Annotated in this window: 22 protein-coding genes and 1 pseudogene; 13 read left to right on the top strand and 10 right to left on the bottom strand. The window is 74.8% G+C overall.

The genetic code is table 11. From position 1 onward, the window contains the following. Positions 1-172: 172 nt before the first annotated feature. Complete coding sequence (locus tag WBK50_RS26025) at positions 173-2,839, top strand: hypothetical protein (RefSeq protein WP_341338125.1); 2,667 nt, start codon at positions 173-175, stop codon at positions 2,837-2,839. On the opposite strand, the gene WBK50_RS26020 is transcribed toward WBK50_RS26025, so the two are convergent. Then, positions 2,824-3,177 carry a hypothetical protein gene (locus WBK50_RS26020; protein WP_341338124.1) on the bottom strand — a complete coding sequence of 118 codons (354 nt, stop codon included), beginning with the start codon at positions 3,175-3,177 and terminating at the stop codon, positions 2,824-2,826. The two genes, WBK50_RS26025 and WBK50_RS26020, sit on opposite strands and share 16 nt — an antisense overlap. 167 nt (positions 3,178-3,344) lie before the next feature. Here WBK50_RS26020 and WBK50_RS26015 point away from each other — a divergent pair, with 167 nt between their 5' ends. Continuing rightward, entirely contained in the window at positions 3,345-3,476 is a 132-nt protein-coding gene (locus WBK50_RS26015; RefSeq protein ID WP_341338123.1) for a hypothetical protein, read from the top strand. 504 nt (positions 3,477-3,980) lie between these two features. Here the strand turns inward: WBK50_RS26015 and WBK50_RS26010 are convergent. Next, complete coding sequence (locus WBK50_RS26010) at positions 3,981-5,546, bottom strand: polysaccharide biosynthesis tyrosine autokinase (protein WP_341338122.1); 1,566 nt, start codon at positions 5,544-5,546, stop codon at positions 3,981-3,983. 206 nt (positions 5,547-5,752) lie between these two features. On the opposite strand from WBK50_RS26010, the gene WBK50_RS26005 reads away from it, so the two are divergent. Then, positions 5,753-7,267 (top strand): hypothetical protein, encoded by a 1,515-nt coding sequence (locus tag WBK50_RS26005; protein ID WP_341338121.1) that lies wholly within the window; start codon positions 5,753-5,755, stop codon positions 7,265-7,267. A gap of 19 nt (positions 7,268-7,286) precedes the next feature. On the opposite strand, the gene WBK50_RS26000 is transcribed toward WBK50_RS26005, so the two are convergent. From WBK50_RS26000 to WBK50_RS25975, 6 genes are all read right to left on the bottom strand, one after another. After that, positions 7,287-8,426: a glycosyltransferase family 4 protein gene (locus WBK50_RS26000; RefSeq protein WP_341338120.1), complete on the bottom strand. Its 1,140-nt coding sequence runs from the start codon at positions 8,424-8,426 to the stop codon at positions 7,287-7,289. Beyond that, a complete protein-coding gene (locus WBK50_RS25995) occupies positions 8,423-9,643 on the bottom strand; it encodes an FAD-dependent monooxygenase (protein ID WP_341338119.1) in 1,221 nt (406 codons plus the stop codon). The genes WBK50_RS26000 and WBK50_RS25995 overlap by 4 nt, the downstream gene beginning before the upstream one ends. Continuing rightward, on the bottom strand, positions 9,640-10,266 hold the full coding sequence (locus tag WBK50_RS25990; RefSeq protein WP_341338118.1) for a GNAT family N-acetyltransferase: 627 nt from the start codon (positions 10,264-10,266) through the stop codon (positions 9,640-9,642). The genes WBK50_RS25995 and WBK50_RS25990 overlap by 4 nt, the downstream gene beginning before the upstream one ends. A gap of 763 nt (positions 10,267-11,029) precedes the next feature. Beyond that, positions 11,030-11,353, bottom strand: a complete 324-nt coding sequence (locus WBK50_RS25985) for a hypothetical protein (RefSeq protein ID WP_341338117.1) — start codon at positions 11,351-11,353, stop codon at positions 11,030-11,032. A 51-nt stretch (positions 11,354-11,404) separates the two neighbouring features. Beyond that, positions 11,405-12,391: a DUF302 domain-containing protein gene (locus tag WBK50_RS25980; protein WP_341338116.1), complete on the bottom strand. Its 987-nt coding sequence runs from the start codon at positions 12,389-12,391 to the stop codon at positions 11,405-11,407. Between the two features lie 145 nt (positions 12,392-12,536). Beyond that, complete coding sequence (locus WBK50_RS25975; protein WP_341338115.1) at positions 12,537-12,677, bottom strand: hypothetical protein; 141 nt, start codon at positions 12,675-12,677, stop codon at positions 12,537-12,539. Positions 12,678-13,067: 390 nt separating this feature from the next. Between WBK50_RS25975 and WBK50_RS25970 the strand changes: the two genes are divergently transcribed. The 8 genes and pseudogenes from WBK50_RS25970 (at position 13,068) to WBK50_RS25940 (ending at position 20,888) form a co-directional block, all read left to right on the top strand. Continuing rightward, complete coding sequence (locus WBK50_RS25970) at positions 13,068-13,853, top strand: electron transfer flavoprotein subunit beta/FixA family protein (RefSeq protein WP_341338114.1); 786 nt, start codon at positions 13,068-13,070, stop codon at positions 13,851-13,853. Between the two features lie 30 nt (positions 13,854-13,883). Then, positions 13,884-14,834, top strand: a complete 951-nt coding sequence (locus tag WBK50_RS25965) for an electron transfer flavoprotein subunit alpha/FixB family protein (protein ID WP_341338113.1) — start codon at positions 13,884-13,886, stop codon at positions 14,832-14,834. 736 nt (positions 14,835-15,570) lie between these two features. Beyond that, positions 15,571-16,335, top strand: coding sequence for a GNAT family N-acetyltransferase (locus WBK50_RS25960; protein ID WP_341338112.1), 765 nt, complete (start codon positions 15,571-15,573; stop codon positions 16,333-16,335). A gap of 11 nt (positions 16,336-16,346) precedes the next feature. Next, a complete protein-coding gene (locus WBK50_RS25955) occupies positions 16,347-17,240 on the top strand; it encodes a lysophospholipid acyltransferase family protein (protein ID WP_341338111.1) in 894 nt (297 codons plus the stop codon). A 161-nt stretch (positions 17,241-17,401) separates the two neighbouring features. Further along, a complete protein-coding gene (locus WBK50_RS25950) occupies positions 17,402-18,274 on the top strand; it encodes a cysteine desulfurase family protein (protein WP_445942394.1) in 873 nt (290 codons plus the stop codon). After that, positions 18,178-18,564 (top strand): aminotransferase class V-fold PLP-dependent enzyme, encoded by a 387-nt coding sequence (locus WBK50_RS35420; protein WP_445942305.1) that lies wholly within the window; start codon positions 18,178-18,180, stop codon positions 18,562-18,564. Before WBK50_RS25950 ends, WBK50_RS35420 begins: the two co-directional genes overlap by 97 nt. A gap of 13 nt (positions 18,565-18,577) precedes the next feature. After that, positions 18,578-19,657 (top strand): tRNA 2-thiouridine(34) synthase MnmA, encoded by a 1,080-nt coding sequence (gene mnmA / locus WBK50_RS25945; protein ID WP_341338110.1) that lies wholly within the window; start codon positions 18,578-18,580, stop codon positions 19,655-19,657. Between the two features lie 75 nt (positions 19,658-19,732). Continuing rightward, a pseudogene (locus WBK50_RS25940) lies at positions 19,733-20,888 on the top strand (methionine synthase). Between the two features lie 46 nt (positions 20,889-20,934). Here WBK50_RS25940 and WBK50_RS25935 read toward each other — a convergent pair. Continuing rightward, complete coding sequence (locus WBK50_RS25935) at positions 20,935-21,555, bottom strand: TetR family transcriptional regulator (RefSeq protein ID WP_341338109.1); 621 nt, start codon at positions 21,553-21,555, stop codon at positions 20,935-20,937. Between the two features lie 30 nt (positions 21,556-21,585). Next, positions 21,586-22,065: an SRPBCC family protein gene (locus WBK50_RS25930; RefSeq protein WP_341338108.1), complete on the bottom strand. Its 480-nt coding sequence runs from the start codon at positions 22,063-22,065 to the stop codon at positions 21,586-21,588. A 66-nt stretch (positions 22,066-22,131) separates the two neighbouring features. Between WBK50_RS25930 and WBK50_RS25925 the strand changes: the two genes are divergently transcribed. Next, positions 22,132-22,644: a MarR family winged helix-turn-helix transcriptional regulator gene (locus WBK50_RS25925; RefSeq protein ID WP_341338107.1), complete on the top strand. Its 513-nt coding sequence runs from the start codon at positions 22,132-22,134 to the stop codon at positions 22,642-22,644. 94 nt (positions 22,645-22,738) lie between these two features. After that, positions 22,739-25,063 (top strand): NAD-dependent DNA ligase LigA, encoded by a 2,325-nt coding sequence (ligA, locus tag WBK50_RS25920; RefSeq protein WP_341338106.1) that lies wholly within the window; start codon positions 22,739-22,741, stop codon positions 25,061-25,063. Positions 25,064-25,202: the final 139 nt, after the last annotated feature.

Raw genomic sequence — 25,202 nt, 5'->3', positions numbered from 1 at the left:
GATTGGCCCGCACCCGTCCGTGTTCGAGCGTAAGCGGCGTGTCCGGACTGTCAAGTCGAATTCCAGCTGATTTCTCCGGTCCCGCGCGAAGTGTCCGGAAGAAGGCGCGACATACCGACGTCATTGCGCGTGCGAGCATTTATCGGCGGACATCGTGCTAGTTTTTCTCGTCATGGCGGAGGTCGTGCGGGATGTCGGCCTGCCGGGTGCGGGGGCCGCGGAGGGACCGGTCGTCGCCGACCTCCTGGCGGACCTGCGCGAGGTCTGCGAGCGGCTGGCCACGTGCGTCCGGCTCGGCCATCTCCTCGACGCGTTCCTCTTCGCCGCCGGCGCGGTGCAGATCGTCGAGGACCACCTGCAGCGGGACCCGCTGTCCCTGCGCCGCTCGGCGAAGTACCTCGGCGGCCCCGCGGCGCTACCGCTGTCCGCGGCGGCGGCCGTCGTCGGCGTCGCCGGTCGCGGGCCGGCGACACGGCGGGCCCTCGCCTGGTGCGCCGGGGCCGCCGCGGTCCGCGACCTGCTGGCCGACGCCGTCGTCGGGGATCCGCCGGACGAGGAGTCGTTGCGCCGGCTGCGTCACCGGACCGGGCTCCTCCTGGATGGCCTCGACGGGCTCCCGGCCGCCGTGGACGGGGAGGTCCTGCGGCTCCCGGCGTGCTTCCGGGGCCACGGGCTGCTCCCCGCCGACGCGGTCCGGCTGGCCGCGGACTACGCGCCTTCGGTCGAGGGCCGCGAGGTGCTGGTCCTCGGGGTCCGCACCTCGGGCAGTTACCTGGGTCCCCTGGTCGCCGCGGCGCTGCGGGCGTCCGGTTCCCGCGCGCGGGCGGCGTCGACCCGTCCCGGACAACCGCTGCTCCCGGCGGACGCGCGGGCGCTGGCCGAGGTCCTGGCCGGGGGCGGGGCGGCCGCGGTGGTGGACGATCCGCCGAACACCGGCGGCTCCCTGCGTGACTCGGCTCAGCTGCTCGAGGCGCACGGCGCCCCGGCCGAGGCGATCACGCTGCTGGTCCCGCTGTTCGGCGAGGCGGCGCCGTCGGCCCTGTCCGCGTACCGGCGCGTGGAGCTCCCGTTCCGCCGGTGGGCGGTGCACGCGCTGCTGGAACCGGACTCGGTCGCGAAGGTGCTGGCCTCGCTGTGGGGCGAGGCCGTCTCCGCGGTCGAGCGGGTCGACGGCGCGGGGAGAGACGGAGGCGGCGGCCGTCACCACCTCACCCGGGTGCTGCAGGCCGAGCTGGGGTCCGGGCGGCGGCGCAGGGTGGTGGTGTCCGGCGCCGGGGTCGGGTACCTGGGGCGTTACTCCCTCGCCGTGGCGGCCGCGGTGCCCCGGCACGTCGCGACGACCTACGGCTTCCGGGACGGGCTGGTCTACCGGGAATGGCTGCCGGGAGCGGCGAGGGTGCCGGCGGCGCGGGTGGCCGACGCCGCGGACTACGCTCGCTACGTCGCCGACCGGGCCGCCGCGATGCCCGCGGTGCGGGACCGCGCCGCGGGCCTGGCGGGCCGGGAACCGGCCTGGGAACAGGCGAGCAGGCTGCTGCAGCGCGGGTACGGCCGGTTCGGGGTCGGGCTGCGGCTGCCGCTGCTGGACCCGGCCGCGCGCCGGCTGCTGCGGTCGCCGCGGCCGTCCGTGGTCGACGGTGCCACCGGGCTGGACACCTGGTTCCGCGTCGACGGCGCGCTGCGCAAGGTCCGCGCGGACGATCTCGCCTTCGGCAACCTCGACCACGCCTGCTACGACGCGGTGTACGACCTGGCCGGGGTGGACCCCGGCTCGGCCGACGGCGCCTTCGTCGACGCCCTGCGCGCCGCCCACCCGTCGGACCCGGAGCGCTTCCTGCTCTACGAGCTCGTCCACCTGCAGGACTCCTTCACGGGCTGGTCGCGGGACCGGCGGGCGTCGGCCCGGGCGGTGCAGCGCTACCTCGCCGGGATCCTCCCCGCCCCGGAGCCCTCCGCCGGCCCGCTGTGCGCCCTCGACATCGACGGCGTGCTGGAGTCGCTCGCGTACGGCTTCCCGGTGATCACCCCCACGGCCGTCCTGGCGCTGCGGGCGCTCGCGCACCACGGGTTCCGCCCGGTTCCGGTGACCGGGCGCAGCCTGGAGGAGGTGCGGGACCGGTGCGCGACGCTGGGCCTGGCCGGGGGCGTGGCCGAGTACGGGTCGGTCGTCCACGACCAGGCCCGCGGCGTGAGCGTGCAGGTGGTCGGCGACGCGGACCGGGCGCTGCTGGACCGGCTCCGGGCGGCCCTGTCCCGCGCGCCCGGCACCCGCATCGATGAGGACTACCGCTACAGCGTCCGCGCCTACCGGACCGGCGACGGCTGGGGCCCGGTGCCGGCCGAGGCGCTGGAGGGTGCGCTCGCCTCGCTGGGCGAGGACCGCCGCCGGCTGCGCGTCGTGCCCGGCCGGTACCAGACGGATGTCGTGGCGGCCGCGGTCGACAAGGGGCGGGGCCTACGGGCGCTGGTGGAGCTCCTCGGCCGCGCGGAGGACAGCGCCCCGGCCGTCCGGTTCGCGGTCGGCGACACCGGGTCCGACCTGCCGATGTTCGCCGTCGCCGAGCAGGCCTGGGCACCCGCCAACGCGGACGACGCCGTCCGCGGGTCCGGCGTCACGGTGCTGCGCCAGGCCTACGCCGCGGGGGTCGACGCGGCCGTCGCGCGCGTGCTGGGCCACCGGCCGGGCGGCTGCCCGGCGTGCCGGCCCGCGCGGCACCGGGCGGGTACACGGCTGCTGCTGACCATCCTCGACGCCCCGCGGGCGGGCCGGGCCGGCCTGCCCGCCGCCACCTTGAGGCTGGCGGCGGAGCTGGCCGCCCGGCGTCACCCGGGGAGGTAGCCCGGCGACACGTAGTCCGGTCCCGCCACGCCCTCGGGCACGAAGTCGCCGCCCGGCGGGGGGCCTTCCTTCACCGACCCCGAGATCTGGGGAAGCCCGGGGAAGGTCAGCTCGGACCCGTCGGGGGACAGCGAGGACAGGCAGCCCTGTACCGGGTTCGGCCCGTCGTCGACGTTCGACGCGCTGCTCGGCGGCCACACCGAGTTGCCGAGCCCGCGACCCTTGCGCGGGGTGACGTAGACCTGGTCCAGGTTCACCTGCCCCGCGGTGCTGCAGGTGTTCGATCCGGTGGCCAGCCAGGTGAGCCAGTTTCCCGCGGTCGTGCTGGTGGAGGACACGTTCGCGTTCTTCACGATCTCGCTGCCGATCGGGCCGAGCTTCCGGCTGGATGTGCAGGCCCTGGTAGTCCGTCGACCCGGTGAGGCGGTCGATCCGCAGCTCCTTCACCCCGCCCCAGGTCTGTATCACGTCGGCGTGGTTGCCCTGCTCCGACCCGGTCAGCCCGGTGACCCGGACGTTCTCGATCTGCAGGGTGGCCAGGGGCGCGGCGACGTTGATGCCGTCGCCCTGGCCGCTGTCGACGTCGTCGATGAGCACGCCCTCGACGTGGATCGTGCCCGTGGTGTCCGCGAAGTAGAGGGCCCGGTGCTCCGGGGCCTCCCACGGGGGCGTCTCCTGGCCGGTCGAGATGTGGCCGCCGATGAGGACGATGTTGTGGCCACCGCGGACGAACGTGTCGCCCTTGCCCACGCGCGGGAGCTTCAGGATGTAGTCCTTGGCCGGGTCGAGCATGGTCGTGGTCATCCCGCGGTCGAGCTCGATGGTCTCCGGGTCGTTGAGCACCGGGGGCGCCCAGGTGAGCAGCGGCATGCCCGGCACGGCCGACGGCGGAGCGGGCGGGGGCGCAGGCTCGGGCCGCGTGCCGGTGCTGCAGGCGGCGAGCACGGCGGCGGCGACGATCACGCTCGTCGCCGTGCGGAGGAAGGCCGATCCCGGACGCGAGGAAGGCGTGCCGCCACCCGGGCTCTCCCGGAGGCCGCGACCGAGGGGCCCCGGGTCGCGCGGTGCGGAACTCGATCGGGATCTCATGATCTACCTTGTCTCGTCTCCGGTCGGGCCGGCCGTGGCCTGCGGGGCGCCGTCACGGGTCGGGATCCGCGGCCGGTTCCCGCCGCGGCCGGCCGTTCCTCGTGAGGACGGGGTCCCGCGGGACGGAGTCGTTCCGACGGGGCGCGGGAACCTCGGCCGAGGTCCCGTTGCGCCTCCTGGACGACGTCCAGGTGGAGGTCTTCACCGGGGGCGCGGGCCTGCGCGGACGGGCGGCCCGCTTCGCCGCGGGCACCATCGTGAGCACGGACCCGATCAGCGGGGCGCCCACCGCGCGGAGGGTCTCGACGACGCCGTCGACCTGCGCGGCAGAGTGGGTCCGGCCGTGCCGCACGACCACCACGGCGCCGTCGGTCAGCGGGGCCACGGCGGCGGCATCGGCGACCGGGCCCATCGGCGGGGTGTCCAGCACGACGAGGTCGTAGTTGCGGCGCGCCTCGTCCACGATCTCGGTCAGGTCCAGCAGGCTGGTCACCCGGCCGGTGTCCTCCTTGCGGACCCTGCCCGCCGCCAGGACGTCGACGATCACGTCCTCGTGCCGGTAGGACTGCAGGGCCTCGCCGAGTGCGGAACGGCCGGCGAGCACGTCGGTCAGGCCGGGCGAGGCGTCGAGACCGAAGAGGGTCGAGACCTTCGGGGTCCGCAGGTTGGCGTCGATCACGAGTGCCGTCCAGCCCGCACCGGCCGCGGCGATCGCGATGTTGCACGCGGTGGTGGTGCTGCCCTCGCCCGCCGCCGCGGCGGTGACCGCGACGACCGTGCCGCCGGCGCCGTCGTGGTCGCGCTCGCCCCGGAAGTACAGCGCCGTCCGGATCTTCCGGAACGCCTCCGTGAGCGGTGCGCTGGCGTCGTACGCGGTGACCAGCGGCGACTTCCGCACGGCGCGCACGGCCGGGACGGTCCCGAGCGTCGGCGCCCCGGTCAGGTCGCGCAGGTGGCCCGGGGACCGCACCGAGGTGTCGACGGCGTTGCGGAAGAACGCCGCGACGAGGCCGAGGAGCAGACCCACCACGCCGCCCAGGCCGATCGTCAGGGCGGCGGGCAGGGCGAGCGACGTCGTCGGCGGCACGGCCGGTTGCACGATCTGCACGCTGATCTCGCCCGTACCGGGTTGCTGCAGCTGCCCGACGAGCGCGGTGAACTCGCTGGCCACCGCGTTGGCGATGGCGGCGGCCTGCTCCGGTGAGCGGTCCGTGACCGCCGCCGTGATCACCTGGGTGTCCGGCAGGGCCGTCACCGTCATGCGCGTGGCGAGCTCGGCGGGGGTGGTGGGCAGGGCGAGCGTGCGGATCACGGCACTGGTGATCCGGTCGCTGGAGAGCAGCTGCACGTACGACGGCATCCGGTCCTTGGCCAGCTGGTTGGCCTGGTACGCCGACTCGCCGGGCTGCGCCGCGGGCGCCGGTGCGGCCGGGGTCGCCGGTGCGGCCGGCGTCACGGCGGGGGTGGCCGTCGCGGAGACGTACATCGTGACCTGTGACGAGTAGTCCCGCGGCAGCAGCCTGGTGGCCGCCGTCGCCCCGAGCAGGCCCAGCAGGAGGCAGCCGACGACGAGCAGCCGGCGCTCGCGCAGAACGCGGAGAACATCATTGACGGTCACGATCCGCTCCGTGAGGTCGTCGGATCAGGCGACCCGAGTCTAAGCATTTCCGGAGGTGCGAGCCACTGGGCGCGGAGATATTTCCTGAGGACGATCTCCGGTGAATTCCCGGCTTTTCGGAAATTGGGCAAAGAATTCGACGAGGCCCTACCTCGGTCGCTCGATCGGGGTATCCTGCCGTCGCCGCCGGGCCGAGAGGGGGGACCGTGTCGATCCGGGTCCACCGGCCGTTGCCGGGTGTCGTCCGCACCACGACGCCGCGTTCCGCGCTCTCCCGGGCGACGTCCGGGTCGATGTGGCTGTGGGTCGCCTGGCCGGTGCTGGTCGCCGGCGCCGGCGCCGGCGTCGCCGCGCGTCCGGAGATCGCGGTGCCCGCCCTCGTCGGCGTCGTCGTGCTCGCCGGCGCGGTCGCGCTGCCACGGACCACCGTGGGGCTGACGCTGCTGGTGATCCTCTTCGTCCGCACCCTCGAGCATCTCGTTCCGATCTCCGCTCTGGGCTACCTCGACGAGGGGCTCGTCGTGCTCTGCGTGGTGGTGCTGCCGCTGCGCAGGCTGGTGCTCGGTCTGCGGCTGCGGTGGCTGCCCGGACTGGGCTTCTTCGCCGTCTTCGCGGTGTTCGGCCTGGTGAGCGGGTTCGTCGCGGGCGCGGCGGCCTCGACCGTGCTCGTGGGTGGCTTCCTGCTCTGCAAGGGCTGGCTGTTCGGCTGGGCCGTCGCCCAGGTGGACTGGGCGGAGCGGCACCTGCGCACCGCGGCCCGGTTCGGCGCGGGCGTCATCGTCGTGTCGCTCGTCGCGGTCGCCGCGAACCTCGTCGCCCCCGGCCCGTGGTCCGCCCTGCTCGCCAACCGCGCCTCGGTCGACGTCCGGTTCGGCCTGCCCTCCCTGGTCGGCCCGTTCGTGCACCCGCTGGACCTCGGGGCCGTCATGGCGGCCGCGGCGGTCGCCGTGCTCGCGTGGCGGGCCACCGTGGGCCGCAGCGCGTTTACCTTCGTCCTGGTGGTGGGCACCTGCGCCGCGACGCTGCTGAGCTTCCGGCGCACCGCCATCGCAGGCCTGCTGGTGGTGCTCGCGTGGCTGCGCCTGCAGCTGCGGGACGTGCGCGCACTGCTGGTGGCCGCGGCGGCGGCGCCCCTGCTGGCAGTCCTGCTGGCCGGTCCGCTCACGGCCGTCGTCGGCCTCACCTACGACGACTACGTGGTCGGCGGGGACTCGGCGGCCCGCACCGTCCTCACCGAGGACGCCGCCACGCTCGCCGTCGAGCGGTTCCCGCTGGGCGCGGGCTTCGGCCGGTTCGGGTCCGAGACGGCCGCGGCCACCTACAGCCCGGAGTACGTCGCGCGGAACTACCCGGCGATCTACGGGCTCGGCACCACCGAGAAGACCGGGCAGTTCCTCACGGACACCCAGTGGCCCGCGCTGCTCGGGGAGACCGGCCTGGTGGGTGCGGCGGCGTTCCTGGCCGGGCTGGTGGCGGTGTACCGGCGCGGCCGCGCCCTGTGGCGGGCGGGCGGGCGGCCGTTGCCACGCTGGGTCGGGCTGACCACCGCCGGGCTGGTGGTGGTGTCCCTGGTGGAGTCCGTGGCGACGGTCGTGTTCACCGGCCCGCCCGCCTACGGGCCGCTGTTCGCCCTGGCCGGGGTGCTCGCCGCGGTGAGCGACCGCGCGCCGGCGGAGTCCGCCGAGCCCGAGCCGGAAGCCGAACCGGTCCACACGATCTGAGAGCGGGCAACGGCGCACGTCAGCCGACCCCCCTCGCGCCGCGCCGCCCCCCGGCGATGCCGCCTCGGGCACCGAGCAGCAGCCCCCACTCGCGCTCGAACATCCGGACGAGCACCGGCGCGGAGTACCGCTCCCGCACCCGTTCCCTCGCCGCGGCGCCCAGCTCGGCGAGCGCCGCCGGGTCGTCGATCAGGCCGGCGAGCGTCGTCGCCAGCGCGTCGGCGTCGTCCACCGGCACGAGCGCGCCGCATCCGTCGAGGAGCCGGGCCACGTCGCCGACCGGGGTTCCGACCGTCGCGCATCCGCGGGCCATCGCCTCGAGCAGGAACATCGGCAGCGCCTCGTGCCGCGACGGCAGGACGGCCACGGCGGCCCGGGCGGTGACGCCGAGCGTCTCCGCCCGGGGGAGCGCCCCCAGCAACTCGGTCGCCGGCGGGAGCGGCAGCGCCGCGATCTCCGGCTCGACCGGCCCGGCGACGAGCAACCGCCAGCCCGGGTGGGTCGCGGCGACCGCGGTCCAGGCGGTCCACAGCACGTCCACGCCCTTGCGCGGGCCGACCTCGCCGGCGAACAGCACCAGGGGTTCCTTCACGGGGCCCTCCGCGGGCACCTCGACACCGTTCGCCACCGTCCGAACCGGGGCGCCGGGCCCGAGGGACGCCCGCACCAGCCGCCGGGCCTCGTCGCTGAGCACGTAGACGACGTGCGCGCGGCTCAGCACCGCTCGCACGAGCCGCGGCCTGCGCTCGGCGTCGCGGTGGAACACGCTGCCGTGCAGATGAATCCCCACCGGGAGGCCGCATGCGCGCGCGATCGCGGCGAGGGCGCCCTCCCGGAGGAACGACCCGCCGCTCGAGAGATGCACGACCACGGCGTTCGAGGTGCCCGAGAGCCGCAGCAGCGGGAGGCGCAGGGCGCACACCCCCGCCCGCCACATCGACCACCGCCGCCCGCGGCCGAGCGTCGAGGCCATGGCCCGGACCCGCAGCTCCTCGAACGGCCACGCCAGGTACTCCGCGAGCACCTGCGCCATCCCACCCGGGACGTCCCCGTGCACGCCGACGTGCACGACGACCGGCAGCGCCGCGCCCGACCGCACGCCGCGCGGTGCGAGGGGGGCGCGGGGCGACGGGTCGAACGCCGGCTTCGCGGCGCTCATCGCGTCCCCACGGGCGCGTGCGGACGCCACCGCTCGCGGACGGCCCGGCGGACCGTGCCCACCGCACGGCGCGCCGTCCGCACCGTCGCGACCTGCGTCGCGAGGTGCAGGTGGTAGCGCCAGAGCGGGTACTGCCCCCGGCGCCGCCACAGGTCGTAGGCGAAGAGCACCGGGTCGACCGCTCCGGGCTCCGGTCCCAGGTGTGCATCGACGTGCTCGAACCAAGCCATGCTCCGGCGGGCGGCGTCCTGGATCGGGCCCAGCGCCGCCCGCCGGCGCACGTCGTAGGTGTGCAGCCGCTCGTCGATCCGGGTGGTGTCCGACGGGAGCAGCGCGGCGAGCTCGATGGCGTCGCGCAGCGCCAGTTTCGTGCCCGACCCGATGCTGAAGTGCGTGGTGTGGGCGGCGTCGCCGACGAGGACGGTGCGCCCGCGGCACCAGGTCGTGTTGCGGATCTCGTGGAACCGCATCCACGGCGCGGGCTGCTGGCCCGGGGCGCGGTTGAGCAGCCGCCGGCCGCCGAGGGGCCCGGCGAAGAGTTGTTCGAGCCGGGCGATGTGCGCGTCGGGATCGGGCCCGTCGAGTCCGAGGCCCGCGCGCACCTCCGGGGCGCACTCGACGATGCAGGTGCTGATCCCCTCCGCGCAAGGGTAGGCGTGGAACCAGATCCAGCCGGCGGCGGTGTGGGCGAACGCGAAGGTGAAGGTGTCGAAGACCTTGTCGGTGCCGAGCCAGATGTAGGAGTTGCGGCCCACCGTCTCCGCGGTGCCGAACGCCTCGGCGTGCCGGCTCCGCAGCCCGCTGGACACCCCGTCCGCGGCGACGACGAGGTCGGCCCCGGCCGTCGCGGCGTCGTCGGCCGGGGTGTCGAACCGGACGTCGACGCCGAGCTCCCGGGCGCGCCCGGTCAGGATCTCGAGCAGCCGCCGCCGGCCGATGCTGTAGCCGTAGCCGCCGAGGTGCGCGGCCGGGTGGCCGTCGAGCAGGACGGTCTGGCCCTGGTAGAGCACCGCGTCCCGGCGCAGCGCCGCGGCGCTGACGGGGTCGTTGCGGTAGAGGTCGTCGAGCAGGTCGTCCCAGAACACGACGCCCCAGCCGCTGGTCGCGCCCTCGGGGTTGCGCTCGAGGACCGTGATGCGGTGTCGCGGGTCCCGCCGGGCCGCGAGCACCGCGAGGTAGAGCCCCGCCGGACCGCCGCCGACGCAGGTGATCTTCATGTCGCCACCTCGCGCGGGGGTCGGCTTCGCAGGCCTCGGACGTCACGCAGCAGGTTCCGCGCACGGTCGAGTGCCTGCCTGCCCGCCGGCGAGCGGGCGACGAGGTCGTAGCCGGCCCGCACCGGGCGCGGCGAGAGCAGCTCCATCGCCTGCGGGTAGCGGAAGGCGGTGCCGCCGAACGTCAGCTTGGGCTGGTCGACCGGCAGCCAGCCCCCCGGCGGGGGCCCGCCGCCCGCGTCGAGCGCGTCGAGGGTGGCGGGGCGCAGGCCACCGAAGTCCAGCCAGTGCAAGCCTTTCGCGTGGCCCCAGCGGATGATCTCCCAGCGGATCGCGGCCGGCACGCTCAGCCGCCCCGCCTCGCCGGAGCGGTCGAAGCCCGTGAGCCGCCCGCGCACCATCCCACCGCAGCGCGTGACGAGGTCCGCGGCGACGGGCGTCCCGTCGACCTCCCCGACGAAGAGCTCGGCGTGCCCGCTCGCCGCGAGCTCGCGGTAGAGCACCTGCACGTACCCGGCGGGGAGCGCCGTGTGGCCCTGCCGGGCAGCGGTGTGCTCCAACAGGCTCGCGAGCAGTGGGACGTCCGCCTCGTCCCCCGGCGCACGCGGACCCCGCGGCTCTCCCACCGGTTCGTCCAGGAACGCAGCCTGCGGCCGAACCGGCCGCGGATCAGGTCGAGGTCCTCGGTCAGGTCGATCCGGATCGAGCCGACCGGCGCGATGCCGGCCTCCGATGGCCGGAAGCCCCGGGCGAGCAGCTCGGCCGAGACGTCCGCGCCGTCCTCGGGGGGCTGGACGAACAGTGCCCGGGTTCCCCGGGCGCCCGGCCCGGCCAGCGCGCCCGCCAGGGCACGGACCACCGCCGGACGGTCCGCCGTGCCGGCAGGGACCACCGGTCCGTAGGGGACGTAGCCGACCTCGCCCAGGACCGGCAGCCGGCGGATCAGGAGCTGGGCGCCGCCCACCAGCTCGCCGTCCCGTTCGGCGAGGACCCACCGCGCGGTGAATCCGGACAGGGCGCGGACCCGTGGCCAGGCGGTGAGCTGGGTGACGTCCGTACCGGGAGTGCGGTCGACGAGGGCGTCCCAGGACCGTCGGGCGGCCGCGTCCGGCTCGGCGAGGAGCCGCACACGGAGATCGCCCCGGCCTGCGCTGGCGGGCTGGTCTCGTTCGGGCTCGTGGTGCTGTCGGTCGCGGGGTCGCACCCTCACATCGGTCACCTCCGGGCCCCGCCGCGTGACGGCACGGGAGGCACTAGAGGGTTCTCGCGGGGTCGGGAGCGACTGTTACGACGATCACGCGGCTGGTCCTGGGCCGGCGTCCTTAGTGGAAGACCGCTGAGGTCGATCGCCACACCGGGCGGCGCGAACAGCCCATCTCCTGCGGCCGGTCAGCCGGGTGTCGCCCCGCTCAGCCGCGGATCCGGTCCGGGGTCCCCGGACACCGTGACCACCCCGCCCACCGCGGAGTTCAGCCACGCCAGGAGCGTGTGGTCGTCCAGGGTCAGCGGCACCTCGGGGCCGGACCAGGACAGCAGGGCGACGGGCCGGTGGGCCAGCGCGTCGTCGAGGAGCAGGGCGAGGCCGTCGGTCATGAGGACCGTCACACCGTCGTGGCTGACCTCGCGGACCCCGGGCTCCGGAGCGGAGCGGTCGCTCCCGGTCTTCACGACGTAACCCTGGCCGGTCCGGTCGTCGTAGCCGGTCACGAGCACGGCAGCCTCCTCACGTTCGCCGGCCCACCCGTGGCCGGGCGGGCCGGACGGTCATTGGAGCAGTCCCGCCGCCGTCCGGGCGAGCCGATCGGCCTCGGTCGTGAGCTTCACGACTGCCGGGTCGGTGGCGGCCACGCCGTGCCGGGCGGCGAGCGACGCGGGGGAGGGATACCCGATCAGGGTGCGGTTCTGGTCGTCGACCCAGACCAGGAACCGCAGGGGGAACTCCAGCGCCATCGACGGCGCCGCCTGCAGCAGCGGGCCCTCGGCCTCGGGGACGTTCACCAGGACCGCGGTGGTGGGCCGGATCGCCGGGCCGTCCGTCGCGGATCCCGCGGCGAGGTCCACGGTCGCGGCGTTGCTCGTGGGCGCCAGGCCCGCGGCGCGGGTGAGCCGGCCGACGGTGACCGGGACGTCCGCGCTGCCGAACACGCTGACCACGAACCTCGCCGGGGTGACGCCGATGAGCGGGGTCGGCAGGGCCTGCGGGTCGTTCCCGGTGGCCGCGTACGCGACGTCCGCGGCGGCGGCCGCCAGCGGGGCCGACGCGGCGGCGTCGCCGATGCCGGAGACCGCCGCGACGTAGTCGGCCGAGTCGTAGGTGACGGTCACGGCGCCACCCTCGACGTCCTGCCGGACGAGGTAGCGCTCGGGCAGCAGGACACCGGCCCGCTGGTCGAGCCGCAACAGCGGGACCTGGCTGGCGGGGGAGCCGCCGACGACGGTGACGACCTCGGGGAACGAGGTGCCGGCCCGCGCGGCCCTGACGGAGTGGTCGACGACGGTCGCGACCGCGCCGCCCTTCGACGTGAGGGCGGCCTGCAGTTTCGCGACGACGTCCGCGGTGTCCGTGCCGCCCGCACGGGTGACCGTGCCGGGGACCCGGCCGGCCAGGGCGGGCAGGCCGTCCCTGAGCGGGCCGAGGGGTGCTTCCGGATTGCCCTCACCGCATGCGGTGAGCCCGGCGACCAGCACCAGCCCGACGGCGAGGCGTCGCACGCGGATCCGGGAACGGGGAGGCGACGCGACGGCCGTCATGGCTGCTCCGCGGGGTCGGTCAGCGGGGTGGGGAGAGATCGCGGTGACCATATCCGCCCCGCGACCGCTGTCCAGCGCTGTGATCGCGCCACTCGCGGCGGCGGCGGGTCACAGCGCCGAACGGTAGAGCGCCGAGCGGTCGTGATCAGCCCCCGCGGCGCTTGTTCATCAGCCGCCGCAGCTTCTCCTGGTTCTTCGGGTCCGAGGCATAGCGCCTGCCCTGATCCGCCAGCTTGCGGCCCTGCGGGCTGCGCAGGAAGTTCTTGATCTTGTCCAGGATCGGCACAACGTCCTCCGGTGGTAGGGGATTCGGACATACCCGGCCCCCGGCCCCCGGCAAACACGACCGACGGGACGGTGCGGACAGGCCTCCTGCCCCGCACCCTCGTGAGCAGTCTCACCTGCGCAGTCGTTTGCCGGGCCGCTACCCCGCGGTAACAATCGTGCGACCACGTCCGCCGCGCGGACCAGCGGGGCGGCTGGCAGAGTCGATTCCATCTCGAGGTCTGCCGACCGGGTCGCGAGGTCATCGGCGCGGTGCGTTCCGCTCCTGACGGAGCCGTGAGCGTCGCGACATGTCAACGGCATCAGGAACGGCAGTAGGTTCGCAGGCGAACGACGAGCACGCACCATCGACGGGGCGTGACTCGCACCGGCAGGAGGTCGAAGAGGTCCGATGAACATCGTCGTACTGGTCAAGCAGGTGCCGGACACCTACTCCGAGCGGAAGTTGTCCGACGGTGACCACACCCTGGACCGCGACGCGACGGACGCGGTGCTGGACGAGATCAACGAGCGTGCGGTGGAGTCCGCGCTGCAGCTCAAGGAGGCCAACGACGGCTCCGAGGTCACCGTGGTGACGATGGGGCCGGACCGGGCCACGGACGCGATCCGCAAGGCGCTGTCCATGGGTGCGGACAAGGCGGTGCACCTCTCGGACTCCGCGTTGCACGGCTCCTGTGCGGTGCAGACCGCGAAGGCGCTGGCGAAGGTGATCGGCACCCTCGGTGAGGTGGACCTGGTCCTGGCCGGCAACGAGGCGTCCGACGGCCGCTCGGGCGCGATCCCGGCGATGGTCGCGGACATCCTGGACCTGCCGGCGCTGACCCACGCCCGTGAGCTCACGGTCGAGGGTTCGACGGTCACGGTGCGCCGGGAGACCGACGACGGCGTCACGATCCTGACCACGGAGCTGCCGGCGGTCGTCTCGGTGAACGAGAAGATCAACGAGCCGCGGTACCCGTCGTTCAAGGGGATCATGGCGGCGAAGAAGAAGCCGGTGACCACCCTGTCGCTGGCCGACGCCGGGATCGACGCGTCGGAGGTCGGGCTCGCGAACGCGCTGACCTCGGTGACCTCGGCGCAGCCGAAGCCGCCGAAGTCGGCCGGTGAGAAGGTCGAGGACGAGGGCGACGGCGGCGCGAAGATCGCCGCGTTCCTGGTCTCGCAGAAGCTCATCTGACCCCCCTAGACGAAGAGGAAGGAAACCGGAATGGCTGAGGTTCTGGTCCTCGTCGATCACGTCGACGGGGAGAACAAGAAGAGCACGTTCGAGCTGCTGACCGCGGCCCGCGCGCTGGGTGAGCCGTCCGCGGTGGTGGTCGGCCCGGCCGGCACCGCCGGGAAGCTGGCCGACGGCCTGAAGGCGCACGGCGCGGCCAAGGTCTACGTCGCGGAGACCGACTCCACCGACTTCCTCACCCCGCAGGTGTCGGTGCTGGCCTCGCTCGTCGAGTCCAAGGACCCGGTGGCGGTCCTGATCGGCGTGTCCGCCGACGGCAAGGAGATCGCCGGGCGGCTGGCCGTGCGCACGGACTCGGCGCTGCTGGGTGACGTCGTCGCGGTCGGCGAGGGCCCGAGCGCGACGCACTCGGTGTTCGGTGGGGCGTTCATCGCCGAGGCCAAGGCGAACACCGCGCACCCGGTGATCACGCTGCGTCCGGGTTCGGTGGAGGTGGAGAACGCCGAGGGTGCCGCGGCGGAGGAGACCGTCGAGATCCCGGCCGCGTCCGGCCGCTCGGCGACGGTGACCTCGCGGGAGCCGGTGACCCAGGGCGACCGCCCGGACCTGACCGAGGCCTCGGTCATCGTCTCCGGTGGCCGTGGCGTCGGGTCGGCGGACGACTTCACCGTCGTCGAGGCGCTGGCGGACTCCCTCGGTGCCGCGGTCGGCGCGTCCCGCGCGGCGGTGGACTCGGGCTACTACCCGCACCAGTTCCAGGTCGGGCAGACCGGCAAGACGGTGTCCCCGCAGCTCTACATCGCGCTCGGGATCTCCGGTGCGATCCAGCACCGGGCCGGGATGCAGACGTCGAAGACGATCATCGCGGTGAACAAGGACACCGAGGCCCCGATCTTCGAGATCGCGGACTTCGGTGTGGTGGGTGACCTGTTCAAGGTCGCGCCGCAGCTCAAGGACGAGGTCGCGAAGCGCAGGAGCTGACCTCGCGCACGCCCACGACGGCCCCGCACCCTCCGAGGGGGTGCGGGGCCGCCGTCGCGTTTCCGCCCCGCGAGTCGGGATCTCCGACCGCGCGAGTCGGGATCTCCGACCGCGCGAGTCGGGATCTCCGACCGCGCGAGTCGGGATCTCCGACCGCGCGAGTCGGGATCCCAGACCGCGCGAGTCGGGATCCCAGACCGCGCGAGTCGGGGTTTCCGTCAGCGAGTCGGGCGGTTCCGTCAGCGAGTCGCTGTGTTCCTGCGGGCGCGGCGCCCGACCGGCAGGAGAGCTCCTCGCGGGCCGGGCGGGGATGTTCGTGAAAGGGGACGGCCAAGCCCTGTCGCCGCGGGTAGTCGTCGGGCTGTGATCGTGCGCCTTGCACAGCGCCTTGATCACGAATCTGGGAGCGGAAGCGACGTGAGACGTCGCCGCCGCTCCCGAGATCGCGATCACCAATAGGTGCCGGTGGCCGCCGGCCGGTGGCCCTGCCACGGGATGCCGCGACCGGCGGGCTTCAGGCCGCGACTCGTGCGGCCCCAGAGCACGACTCGTGCGGCGCCAGAGCGCGACTCGTGCGGCGCCAGAGCGCGACTCGCGGGGCCTCAGGTCGCGACTCGCGGGGCCTCGGGCCGCGACTCGCGCGGTTGCCGGGCCTGACTCGCGGGTTCATGTGATCGTCATGTGCCGGACGACGGGAGGGCCGGGGACGGTCGATCGGGCTCGGTACTCAGGGCCCGTGACCTCTTCACAGGTTCTGGTCCGCACCCCTCAGGCGGCCGCGGCGCGCTACTCGCTGCTGCTCACGACCGACGCGTCCGAGGTGGAAGCCGCCCAGCGGCTCCGCCACCTCGTCTTCGCCGACGAGCTCGGCGCGCGGCTCCACACGCCGCGCCCGGGCCTGGACGTCGACCGTTTCGACGAATTCTGCGACCACCTCGTGGTCCGCGACGACACCTCCGGCGAGGTCGTCGGCACCTACCGGATGCTGCCGCCCGCCCGGGCCGCCGCGGCCGGCGCCCTCTACTCCGAGGGCGAGTTCGACCTCGCCTCCTTCGCCCCGATCCGGTCCTCGCTGGTCGAGGCCGGGCGCTCCTGCGTGCACCCGGACCACCGGGCGGGCGCGGTCGTCGGGCTGGTGTGGGCCGGAATCGCCCGGTACATGCTGCTCACCGGCAACCGCTGGCTCACCGGCTGCGCGAGCGTCCCCCTGTCCGACGGGGGCGCGCTCGCCGCGGGCGTCTGGGACCGCGTGCTCGCCGGGCACCTCGCCCCCGAGGAGTACCGGGCCCGCCCGCACACCCCCTGGGACGTGCACGGCGCCACCCGGCACCGGCGCGCGAGCATGCCGCCGCTGCTGCGCGGCTACCTCCGGCTCGGTGCCTGGGTCTGCGGCGCCCCCGCGTTCGACCCGGACTTCGACTGCGCGGACTTCCCGGTCCTGCTCGGCCTGGACCACGCCGACGACCGCTACCTGAGGTTCTTCCTGGGCGGCGAGCGGTGAGCCCCACGGCGGTGACCACCACGGCGGTGCACCCGACGCATCCCGGCCTCCACGCCGACCGGCCCGCCTGGGCCCCGTCGTCCCCGTGCGGCTCCGAGTGCCTGCCGCCGCGCACGACGGGCCTGTCCTGGCGCCTCGTCCACCGCACCCTCGCCCTGGTCACGACGCTGCTGGCCGGCGTCGTCGCACTGCCGTTCCTCCCGCTGCTCGGCGACGAGCGCCGGGACCGGGCGGTCGGCGCCCTGTTCCGCGCCGTCCTGCGCGCCGCCGGGATCGAGCTGCGGCTCGCCGGCGAGACCGGCTACCGCACCGAGCCGGGACGCGGCGTGCTCGTCGTCGCCAACCACCTGTCCTGGATCGACGTCGTCGCGTTCGGCGCCGTGGCGCCCGTCCGGATGCTGTCCAAGCGGGAGGTCGCGGACTGGCCGCTCCTCGGCGACCTGGCGCGGCGCTGCGGCACGCTCTTCGTCGACCGCGCCGGCCTGCACGGGCTGCCTGCGGTCGTCGCGGAGACCGCCGGCGCGCTCCGGGCGGGGGCCGTGGTCGGCGTCTTCCCCGAGGGGACGACGTGGTGCGGCTCGGCTTCCGGCCCGTTCCGCCGGGCCGCGTTCCAGGCCGCGCTCGACGCCGGCGTGCCCGTCCGTCCGGTCCGGATCACCCTGGAACTCCCCGGCGGCCGGCCCACGACCGCGGGCGCGTTCGTCGGCGACGAGACGCTGTGGGACTCGGTCGCCCGGGTCCTGCGCCTGCCGGGCCTCGTGTGCGAGCTCACGCTGCTCCCGGCGCTGGCCCCGCTGGGCGACCGGCGGACCCTGGCCCGCCGCGCGGAACTGGCGGTCAGCGGCACAGCACCCAGCGTGACCACCGCGACCCCGGTCGGCGGGCCGGAGCTCGCAGCCGGGTAGCCCGACGGCCCCGGCTCCCGTCGGCGTCTACCCTGATGACCGATGACCGAGCCGGACGCAGGGGCGCCGGTCACGCCCGCACCACCACACGGGGGACACGGGTCGTGACCTACCTCGACCATGCCGCGACCACGCCGATGCTTCCCGATGCCGTCGCGGCGATGACGGCGGCGATGGGCCGCACCGGGAACGCCTCCTCGCTGCACTCCGCGGGCCGCCGCGCGCGCCGCGAGGTGGAGGAGGCCCGGGAGCGGATCGCCGCGGCCCTCGGCGCCCGCCCGTCCGAGATCGTCCTCACCACCGGTGGCACCGAGAGCGACAATCTCGCCGTCAAGGGCATGTTCTGGGCCCGCCGAGCGCAGGACCCGCGCCGCACCCGGGTGCTGGTCTCCGCGATCGAGCACCACGCCGTGCTGGAGTCCGCCGAGTGGCTGGTCGAGCACGAGGGCGCCGAGCTGCGCCTGCTCGACGTCGACGAGCTGGGCCGGGTGCGCCCGGAGGTCCTGCGGGCCGCGCTCGCCGAGGCCCCGGACGCGAACGGCGTCGTCTCGGTGATGTGGGCGAACAACGAGGTCGGGACGGTCAACCCGATCCGCGAGCTCGCCGCCGTCGCCGGGGAGTTCGGCGTGCCGCTGCACACCGACGCCGTCCAGGCCGTCGGGATCCTGCCGATCGACTTCGCCGCGAGCGGCGCGGCCGCGCTCACCCTCACCGGGCACAAGCTGGGCGGGCCCTACGGCGCCGGCGCGCTGCTCCTGGGCCGCGACGTCCCCTGCGCCCCGCTGCTGCACGGCGGCGGCCAGGAGCGGGACGTCCGCTCCGGGACCCTCGACGCGCCGTCGGTGATCGGGCTGGCCGCCGCGGTCGAGCACGCCGTGGCGGACATGCCGCGCCGCGCCGCGGAGTCGTCCGGCTGCGGGACGAACTGGTCGCGAAGGTGCGCGAGCTGGTCCCGGACGCGACGCTCAACGGGGATCCCGGCACGGGCACGGTCGACGGCGGGCCGTCCCGGCTGCCCGGCAACGCCCACCTGAGCTTCCCCGGCTGCGAGGGCGACAGCCTGCTGATGCTGCTCGACGCCCACGGCATCGAGTGCTCCACCGGCTCGGCCTGCACCTCCGGCGTCTCCCAGCCCAGCCACGTGCTGCTCGCGATGGGCGCGAGCGAGGCGGTGGCGCGCGGCTCGCTGCGGTTCTCCATGGGGCACACCAGCACGGACGCCGACGTGCGCGCGGTGATCGACGTGATCGCGCCCGTCGTCGAGCGGGCGCGGCGCGCGAGCGCCGGCAGCGCGCGCCGGGCCGCGGGGGTGGCCGCGTCGTGAGGCTGCAGCGCCGATGAGGATCCTGGCCGCCATGTCCGGCGGGGTGGACTCCGCCGTCGCCGCCGCGCGCGCCGTCCGGGCGGGACACGACGTCGTCGGGGTGCACCTGGCCCTCTCCCGCACCCGGGACGCGCTGCGCTCCGGCTCGCGGGGCTGCTGTTCCCGCGAGGACGCCGCGGATGCCGCCCGCGCCGCGGACGTGCTGGGCATCCCGTACTACGTGTGGGACCTCTCGGAGGAGTTCGCCGAGGACGTGGTCGACGACTTCGTGGCGAGCTACGCCGCGGGCGAGACCCCGAACCCGTGCCTGCGCTGCAACGAGAAGATCAAGTTCGCGGCGGTGCTGGAGAAGGCGCTCGCCCTGGGCTTCGACGCCGTGTGCACCGGCCACTACGCGCGGCTCGAGGACGGCGCCCTGCGCCGGGCCGTCGACGCGGACAAGGACCAGTCCTACGTCCTCGCGGTGCTCACCGAGCACCAGCTCGCCCACGCGATGTTCCCCATCGGGGACACCCGCAAGCCGGACGTGCGCGCGGAGGCGGAGGAGCTCGGCCTGCGGGTCGCGCAGAAGCCGGACAGCCACGACATCTGCTTCATCCCGGACGGGGACACGCGCGCCTTCCTCGCCTCGCGGATCGGCGAGAAGCCGGGCGAGATCGTCGACGCCGAGAGCGGCGAGGTCCTCGGCCGGCACGCCGGCGTGCACGGGTTCACCGTCGGGCAGCGCAAGGGGATCGGCGTGGACCGCCCCGCGGCCGACGGCCGGCCCCGCTACGTGCTGGGCATCGAGCCCGTCAGCGGCACCGTGCGGGTCGGCCCCGAGCGCGCCCTGGCCGTCTCGACGATCGTGGCGCGCCGCCCGGTCTGGGGCTCCGGGGCCGCGCCGGACGGCCCGTTCGCCGCGACCGTGCAGGTCCGGGCGCACGGGGGGATCACCACGGCCGAGGTCGTCCCGGCCGCGGACGGCGACGTCCGCGTCGCGCTGACGGAGCCGCTGCGCGGGGTAGCGCCCGGGCAGGCCGTGGCGTTCTACCGGCCGGACGCGGGCGGGGACGTCGTGCTGGGCTCGGCGACGATCGCGTCCACCGGCTGATCGACGTCGACGACATCGCGGTCGCGGCCGTCCCCCTGGGGTGGACGCGCCGGGGTCGGGTGTGACACTCGTCGGATGAGCACTCCGGAAGGCCCCGATCCCCTCGCCGCCGCGCTCGCCGCGGCAGGTCTCGGCGGGGTGGCGCCGGGGAGACCGTGCCCCCGGCGCCCCGCTTCGAGGTGACCGAGGAGCCCGAGCCCGAGGACACCGGGCCGGTCGAGCTCTGGTCACCCGGCGCCGCGACGGGCCTCGGTCCGCTCCCCGGCACGGATCCGCGCGAGGCCGCGGCGACCGTCGTCGGCGAGCTCCCGCTGCTGCCGCACCTGCCCGCTTCCCCGCGCGCGGCGTCGGCGCGGACCCGATCGGGCGCACCGCCGCCCTGCTCGTGGACCTCGCGGTGGAGGTCGTCCCGAGCGGCTGGCGGGTCACCGCGCGCCCCGGCAAGGACCATCGCCGCGCCGTCGACCTGCTGCGCAGGGACGTCGATGCCTTCGACGAGGCCTGCGACGGCCCGCGACCCGCATGGGTGAAGGTGCAGGCGGTGGGGCCGTGGTCGCTCGCGGCGGGGATCGAGACGATGAGCGGCCACCGCATCCTCACCGACCGCGGCGCCGTCCGGGAGTTCTCCGCGAGCCTGGCCGAGGGGCTCCGCGGTCACGTCGCCGAGGTCGCCGCCCGGACCGGCGCGCGCGTCCTCGTCCAGCTCGACGAGCCGCAGCTGCCGGAGGTGCTGGCGGGGTTGCTGCCGACGGCGTCGGGCTACGGCACCGTCCGGTCGGTCTCCGAGCAGGACGCCGCGGACGGCCTGCGGGAGCTCATCTCCGCGATCGGGGCGCCGGTCGTCGTCCGCTGCGGGGCGGACCGGCCGCCGCTGGATCTCCTGTCCGACGTCGGCGCGGTCGCGCTGGCCGTCGACGCCACCCGGCGGTCGATCTCGGGGGCCACGGCCGTCCCGGCCGCCCTCGACGCCATCGGCCGGATCTGGGACACCGGAATGCCGCTGTTCCTCGGCATGGTCCCGGCCCGCCCGATGGAGCGGACCCCGGAGATCAAGGACCTGGCCCAGCGGGCCTTCGACCTCGCGGACCGCCTGGGCTTCGCCCGCGTCCGCCTCGCCGAGCTGGCCGTCCCGACCCCGAACACCGGGCTCGCGAACGCGACCCCGGACTGGGCCCGCACCGCGATGGAGCTGTGCCGGCGCATCGGGCAGGCGTTCACCGACCCCGAGTGACGCGGGGCCCCCCAGCGAGGGCGCGGACACGAACGAACGTTCGCAACTAGTGGGCGAGTGGGGCCTCGAGCAAAGCGAGCGCGTAGCGGGCGTGCTGCTCGGCGAGCTGGCCCCGGGAGAGCCGGCCCTCGGGCCGGTACCAGGTGGCGATCGCGCCGACCGTCGAGAGGATGGCGCGCGCGGCGTCCGCCGGGTAGGGCGTGCGGAACTCCCGGTCCTCGACGCCCTGGTCCACGATCCGTTCGAAGATCCGCTGGGTCTCGTCCCGCTCCGCGATCAGCCGGTCCCGGTCCTCGCCGCCCAGGTACCGCACCTCGCTCGTGGACACGAGCATGGCGACCTGGTGGTCGACCACGAAGCCCACGTAGGCGCGCACGGCCTCGCGCATCCGCGGACCGGCGGAGTCACCCGCGTCGTCCACCGCGCGGCGGATCCGGGCGGACAGTTCGTCGTTCGCGTGCCGGAGCACCTCGGCGAGTAGCCGGGACTTCGACGGGAAGTAGTTGTAGAGGTTCGAGAGGCTGGTGCCCGCCCGCTTCGCGACGGTCCGCATCGAGGCGCCGTTGAAGCCCTCCGCGCCGAACGCGTCCAGCGCCGCGTTGAGGATGGCCGCCTCGTTCCCGCGGCCGGTGTCGGCGATCAGCACCGCAGGGGAACGATCGTTCATGCACCCAAGGTTAGCCGGTCGGGACGATGTTCACCCGCGGCCCGCTTCGACGAGGTCGCGGAAGCGCCGGAGGTCGGCCCGCAGGCCGCGCCGCAGGACGGCCCGGGCGAGCGGGGCGTAGAAGCGCTCCGCCCCCGTCGGGCGCACGCGGGTGTGCAGGGCGATCCGGCAGCGTCCCGGGCCGAGCGGGGTCACCTCGCGCGAGCCCTCGGCGTCGACCCCGGACGTCGTGCGCCAGGTGAACCGCAGGCCGGGGCCCGTGGTCACCACCTCGCCGTCGTTGTGCAGGGTCCGGCCCGCGAATCGCATCCGTTCGGCCGTGACCGTCCCGGGCGTCGCGGGTCCGGGCGGCGTCGGGACCATCGACTCGACGGCGCCGCGCCACTCGGCGTCCCGTGCGTAGTCCGCGAGCACGGCCCACGCGTCGTCCGCCGGGCAGGCGGCCTCGAGAGCCGCGGAGAACTCGATCACCGTAGACGGGCGACCGCCGACGCCTCCTGCTCTGTTCATGTGCCAAAAAGTACGGCGTCGAAAAGTACGACGTCAAGGGTTTCGTGGTCGAACTATGCTGCGTCCGTGGCGGACCAGGACCCGATCGACCGGATCGTCGAGCAGTGGCGCACCGAGCGCCCCGACCTCGACGCCGCCGCGCTGGACGCGATGGCGACCTTCGGCAGGCTGGGCCGGATGGCGGCGGTCGCGGCGCCCCTCGTCGAGCGCACGTTCACCCGATTCGGCCTCTCCACCGGGGACTTCGACGTCCTGGCCGCCCTGCGCCGCAGCGGTTCCCCGTTCACGCTGACGCCCACCGTCCTCGCCCGGACGCTCATGCTCTCGCCGGCCGCGATGACGAACCGGCTGGACCGGCTCGAGGCCGCCGGGCACGTCGAGCGGCGGCTGGACCCGGAGAACCGGCGCAGCATGCTGGTCACACTGACCGCGGCCGGCCGCAGGACGGTCGACGACGTGGTGGTGGAACACGTCGACAACGAGCGGGAGCTGTTGTCCGTCCTGTCCGCCGCGGACCGCCGCCGCCTCGACGACCTGCTGCGCCGCCTGCTCGGCGGCCTGGAGGACGCCGGCGGCTGAGCCGTCGCGCCGGTGGACCCGGGTCGGGCGAATCGCGGACGTCGTCGGCTGCGTGCGTCGGTGACTGTCGGACCCGCGCACTAGCCTGCATCCCGTGAGTCCAGAGATCTCGACGAGCTCCGTTCCCGACGCCGTACGGGAGCGGCACGCCCGGCTGGCCACGGAGGTCGCGGACCACCAGTTCCGCTACTACGTGCTGGACGCCCCGGTCGTGTCCGACGGCCAGTTCGACGCGCTGTGGCGTGAGCTGGTCGCGCTGGAGGAGGAGCATCCCGAGCTCCGCACCCCGGACTCGCCCACGCAGAAGGTCGGCGGGAAGTTCTCCACGGACTTCACCGCGTACGACCACCTCGAGCGCATGCTCAGCCTGGACAACGCGTTCTCCGAGGAGGAGCTGCGCACCTGGGCGGACCGGGTCACCAAGGAGCTCGGGACGGACCTGCACTACCTCTCCGAGCTCAAGATCGACGGGCTCGCGGTGAACCTGCTCTACGAGAACGGCCTGCTCACCCGGGCCCTCACCCGTGGGGACGGGCGCACCGGCGAGGACATCACGCTCAACATGCGGACCCTGGCCGAGGTGCCCGAGCGGTTGACCGGGACGGACGAGTTCCCGGTGCCGGAGCTGGTCGAGGTGCGCGGCGAGGTCTACTTCCGGCTCGAGGACTTCCAGCGGCTCAACGCGTCCCTCGTCGAGGCGGGGAAGGCGCCGTTCGCGAACCCGCGCAACACCGCCGCGGGCTCGTTGCGGCAGAAGGACCCGCGCGTCACCGCCTCGCGGAACCTACGGCTGATCTGCCACGGCCTCGGCAGGCGCAAGGGGTTCACCCCGATCACGCAGTCGCACTCCTACCAGGCGCTGCAGGCCTGGGGCCTGCCCGTCTCCAGCCGGACGAAGGTCTTCGGCGGGCCGAAGGCGATCGACGAGGTCGTCGCGTTCGTCGCGTACTGGGGCGAGCACCGCCACGACATCGAGCACGAGATCGACGGCGTCGTGGTCAAGGTGGACGAGGTCTCGCTGCAACGCCGCCTCGGGTCGACGTCGCGGGCCCCCCGCTGGGCGATCGCCTACAAGTACCCGCCGGAGGAGGCCACCACCCGGCTCCTGGACATCCAGGTCAACGTGGGCCGCACCGGCCGGGTCACCCCGTTCGCGCAGATGGAGCCGGTGCTGGTCGCGGGGTCCACGGTCGCGATGGCCACCCTGCACAACGCGGACGAGGTGCGCCGCAAGGGCGTGCTGATCGGGGACCGGGTCGTCATCCGCAAGGCCGGCGACGTCATCCCGGAGGTGCTCGGCCCGGTCATCGAGGTCCGGGACGGCAGTGAGCGCGAGTTCGTCATGCCCACCCACTGCCCGGAGTGCGGCACCGAGCTGGTGCGGCAGAAGGCCGGGGACGTGGACCTGCGCTGCCCGAACTCCCGCTCCTGCCCCGCGCAGCTGCGGGAGCGGCTCTTCCACGTCGCGGGCCGCGGCGCGTTCGACATCGAGGGGCTCGGCTACGAGGCCGCCACCGCGCTGCTCACCTCGGGCGTCGTCACGGACGAGGGAGACGTCTTCTCCCTCACCGAGGAGGACCTGCTCCGGGTCGATCTGTTCCGCACCAAGGCGGGCGCGCTCTCGGCGAACGGCGGCAAGCTGCTGGCCAACCTGGAGTCGGCGAAGGACCGGCCGCTGTGGCGGGTGCTGGTCGGGCTGTCGATCCGGCACGTCGGGCCCACCGCGGCCCAGGCCCTGGCCCGGGAGTTCTCCTCGATGGAGGCCATCGAGGAGGCGGCCGCGCGGGCCGCGGAGGAGACCGAGAAGGCCGGGGTGGAGATCACCTCGGACGGCACCGAGGAGGACGCTCCTGACGCCGTCCCGCCGGCGGCGGGCGGCCCGGACGTGGCGGCCTCCGACGCGGAGCCGGACCCGGAGGCGCTCGCCGCGGAGGCGGAGAAGGCGGCCAGGGCCGCCACCCGGGCCCAGGCCAAGGCCGTCGCCGCCGCGCTCGCCCCGATCGCGCAGGTCGACGGCGTCGGCCCCACCATCGCCGCCGCCGTCCGGGACTGGTTCACGGTGGACTGGCACCGGGACGTCGTCGCGAAATGGCGGGCGGCGGGCGTGCGGATGGTCGACGAGGTGGACGACTCGGTCCCGCGCACGCTCGAGGGGATGTCGATCGTCGTCACCGGCTCGATGGAGAACTTCTCCCGGGACGAGGCCAAGGAGGCGATCATGGCCCGCGGCGGCCGCGCGGCCGGCTCGGTCTCCAAGAAGACCGCGTTCGTGGTGGCGGGCGAGGCACCCGGGTCGAAGTACGACAAGGCGGTCGAGATCGGGGTGCCGGTCCTGGACGAGGCGGGCTTCCGGGTACTGCTCGAGCAGGGTCCGGACGCAGCGCTGGGCGCTGCCGGCGCGGCGCCCGCACAGTCGTGACCGAACCGTGATGAACCGCGCCACCAGCGGGAACGAAGACCACCGAGGGCGTCCCGGCGGGCGGGTGACACACGCTCGTGCGGTTCCGCTCCTCCTGGCTCCGCCGTCGTACGCGTACTGACTAGGCTCTCCGCTTTCC

Source organism: Pseudonocardia sp. T1-2H, assembly GCF_038039215.1.
Lineage (GTDB): Bacteria > Actinomycetota > Actinomycetes > Mycobacteriales > Pseudonocardiaceae > Pseudonocardia.
This window is presented reverse-complemented; position numbering and strand designations above follow the sequence as displayed.

Excerpts from the sequence above, each read along its gene's own strand:
- WBK50_RS26025 (WP_341338125.1), top strand. The coding sequence starts at position 173 with ATGGCGGAGGTCGTGCGGGATGTCGGCCTGCCGGGTGCGGGGGCCGCG.
- WBK50_RS26000 (WP_341338120.1), bottom strand. The coding sequence starts at position 8,426 with ATGAGCGCCGCGAAGCCGGCGTTCGACCCGTCGCCCCGCGCCCCCCTC.
- WBK50_RS25995 (WP_341338119.1), bottom strand. The coding sequence starts at position 9,643 with ATGAAGATCACCTGCGTCGGCGGCGGTCCGGCGGGGCTCTACCTCGCG.
- WBK50_RS25980 (WP_341338116.1), bottom strand. The coding sequence starts at position 12,391 with ATGACGGCCGTCGCGTCGCCTCCCCGTTCCCGGATCCGCGTGCGACGC.
- WBK50_RS25970 (WP_341338114.1), top strand. The coding sequence starts at position 13,068 with ATGAACATCGTCGTACTGGTCAAGCAGGTGCCGGACACCTACTCCGAG.
- WBK50_RS25965 (WP_341338113.1), top strand. The coding sequence starts at position 13,884 with ATGGCTGAGGTTCTGGTCCTCGTCGATCACGTCGACGGGGAGAACAAG.
- WBK50_RS25950 (WP_445942394.1), top strand. The coding sequence starts at position 17,402 with ATGACGGCGGCGATGGGCCGCACCGGGAACGCCTCCTCGCTGCACTCC.
- mnmA (WP_341338110.1), top strand. The coding sequence starts at position 18,578 with ATGAGGATCCTGGCCGCCATGTCCGGCGGGGTGGACTCCGCCGTCGCC.
- WBK50_RS25935 (WP_341338109.1), bottom strand. The coding sequence starts at position 21,555 with ATGAACGATCGTTCCCCTGCGGTGCTGATCGCCGACACCGGCCGCGGG.
- WBK50_RS25930 (WP_341338108.1), bottom strand. The coding sequence starts at position 22,065 with ATGAACAGAGCAGGAGGCGTCGGCGGTCGCCCGTCTACGGTGATCGAG.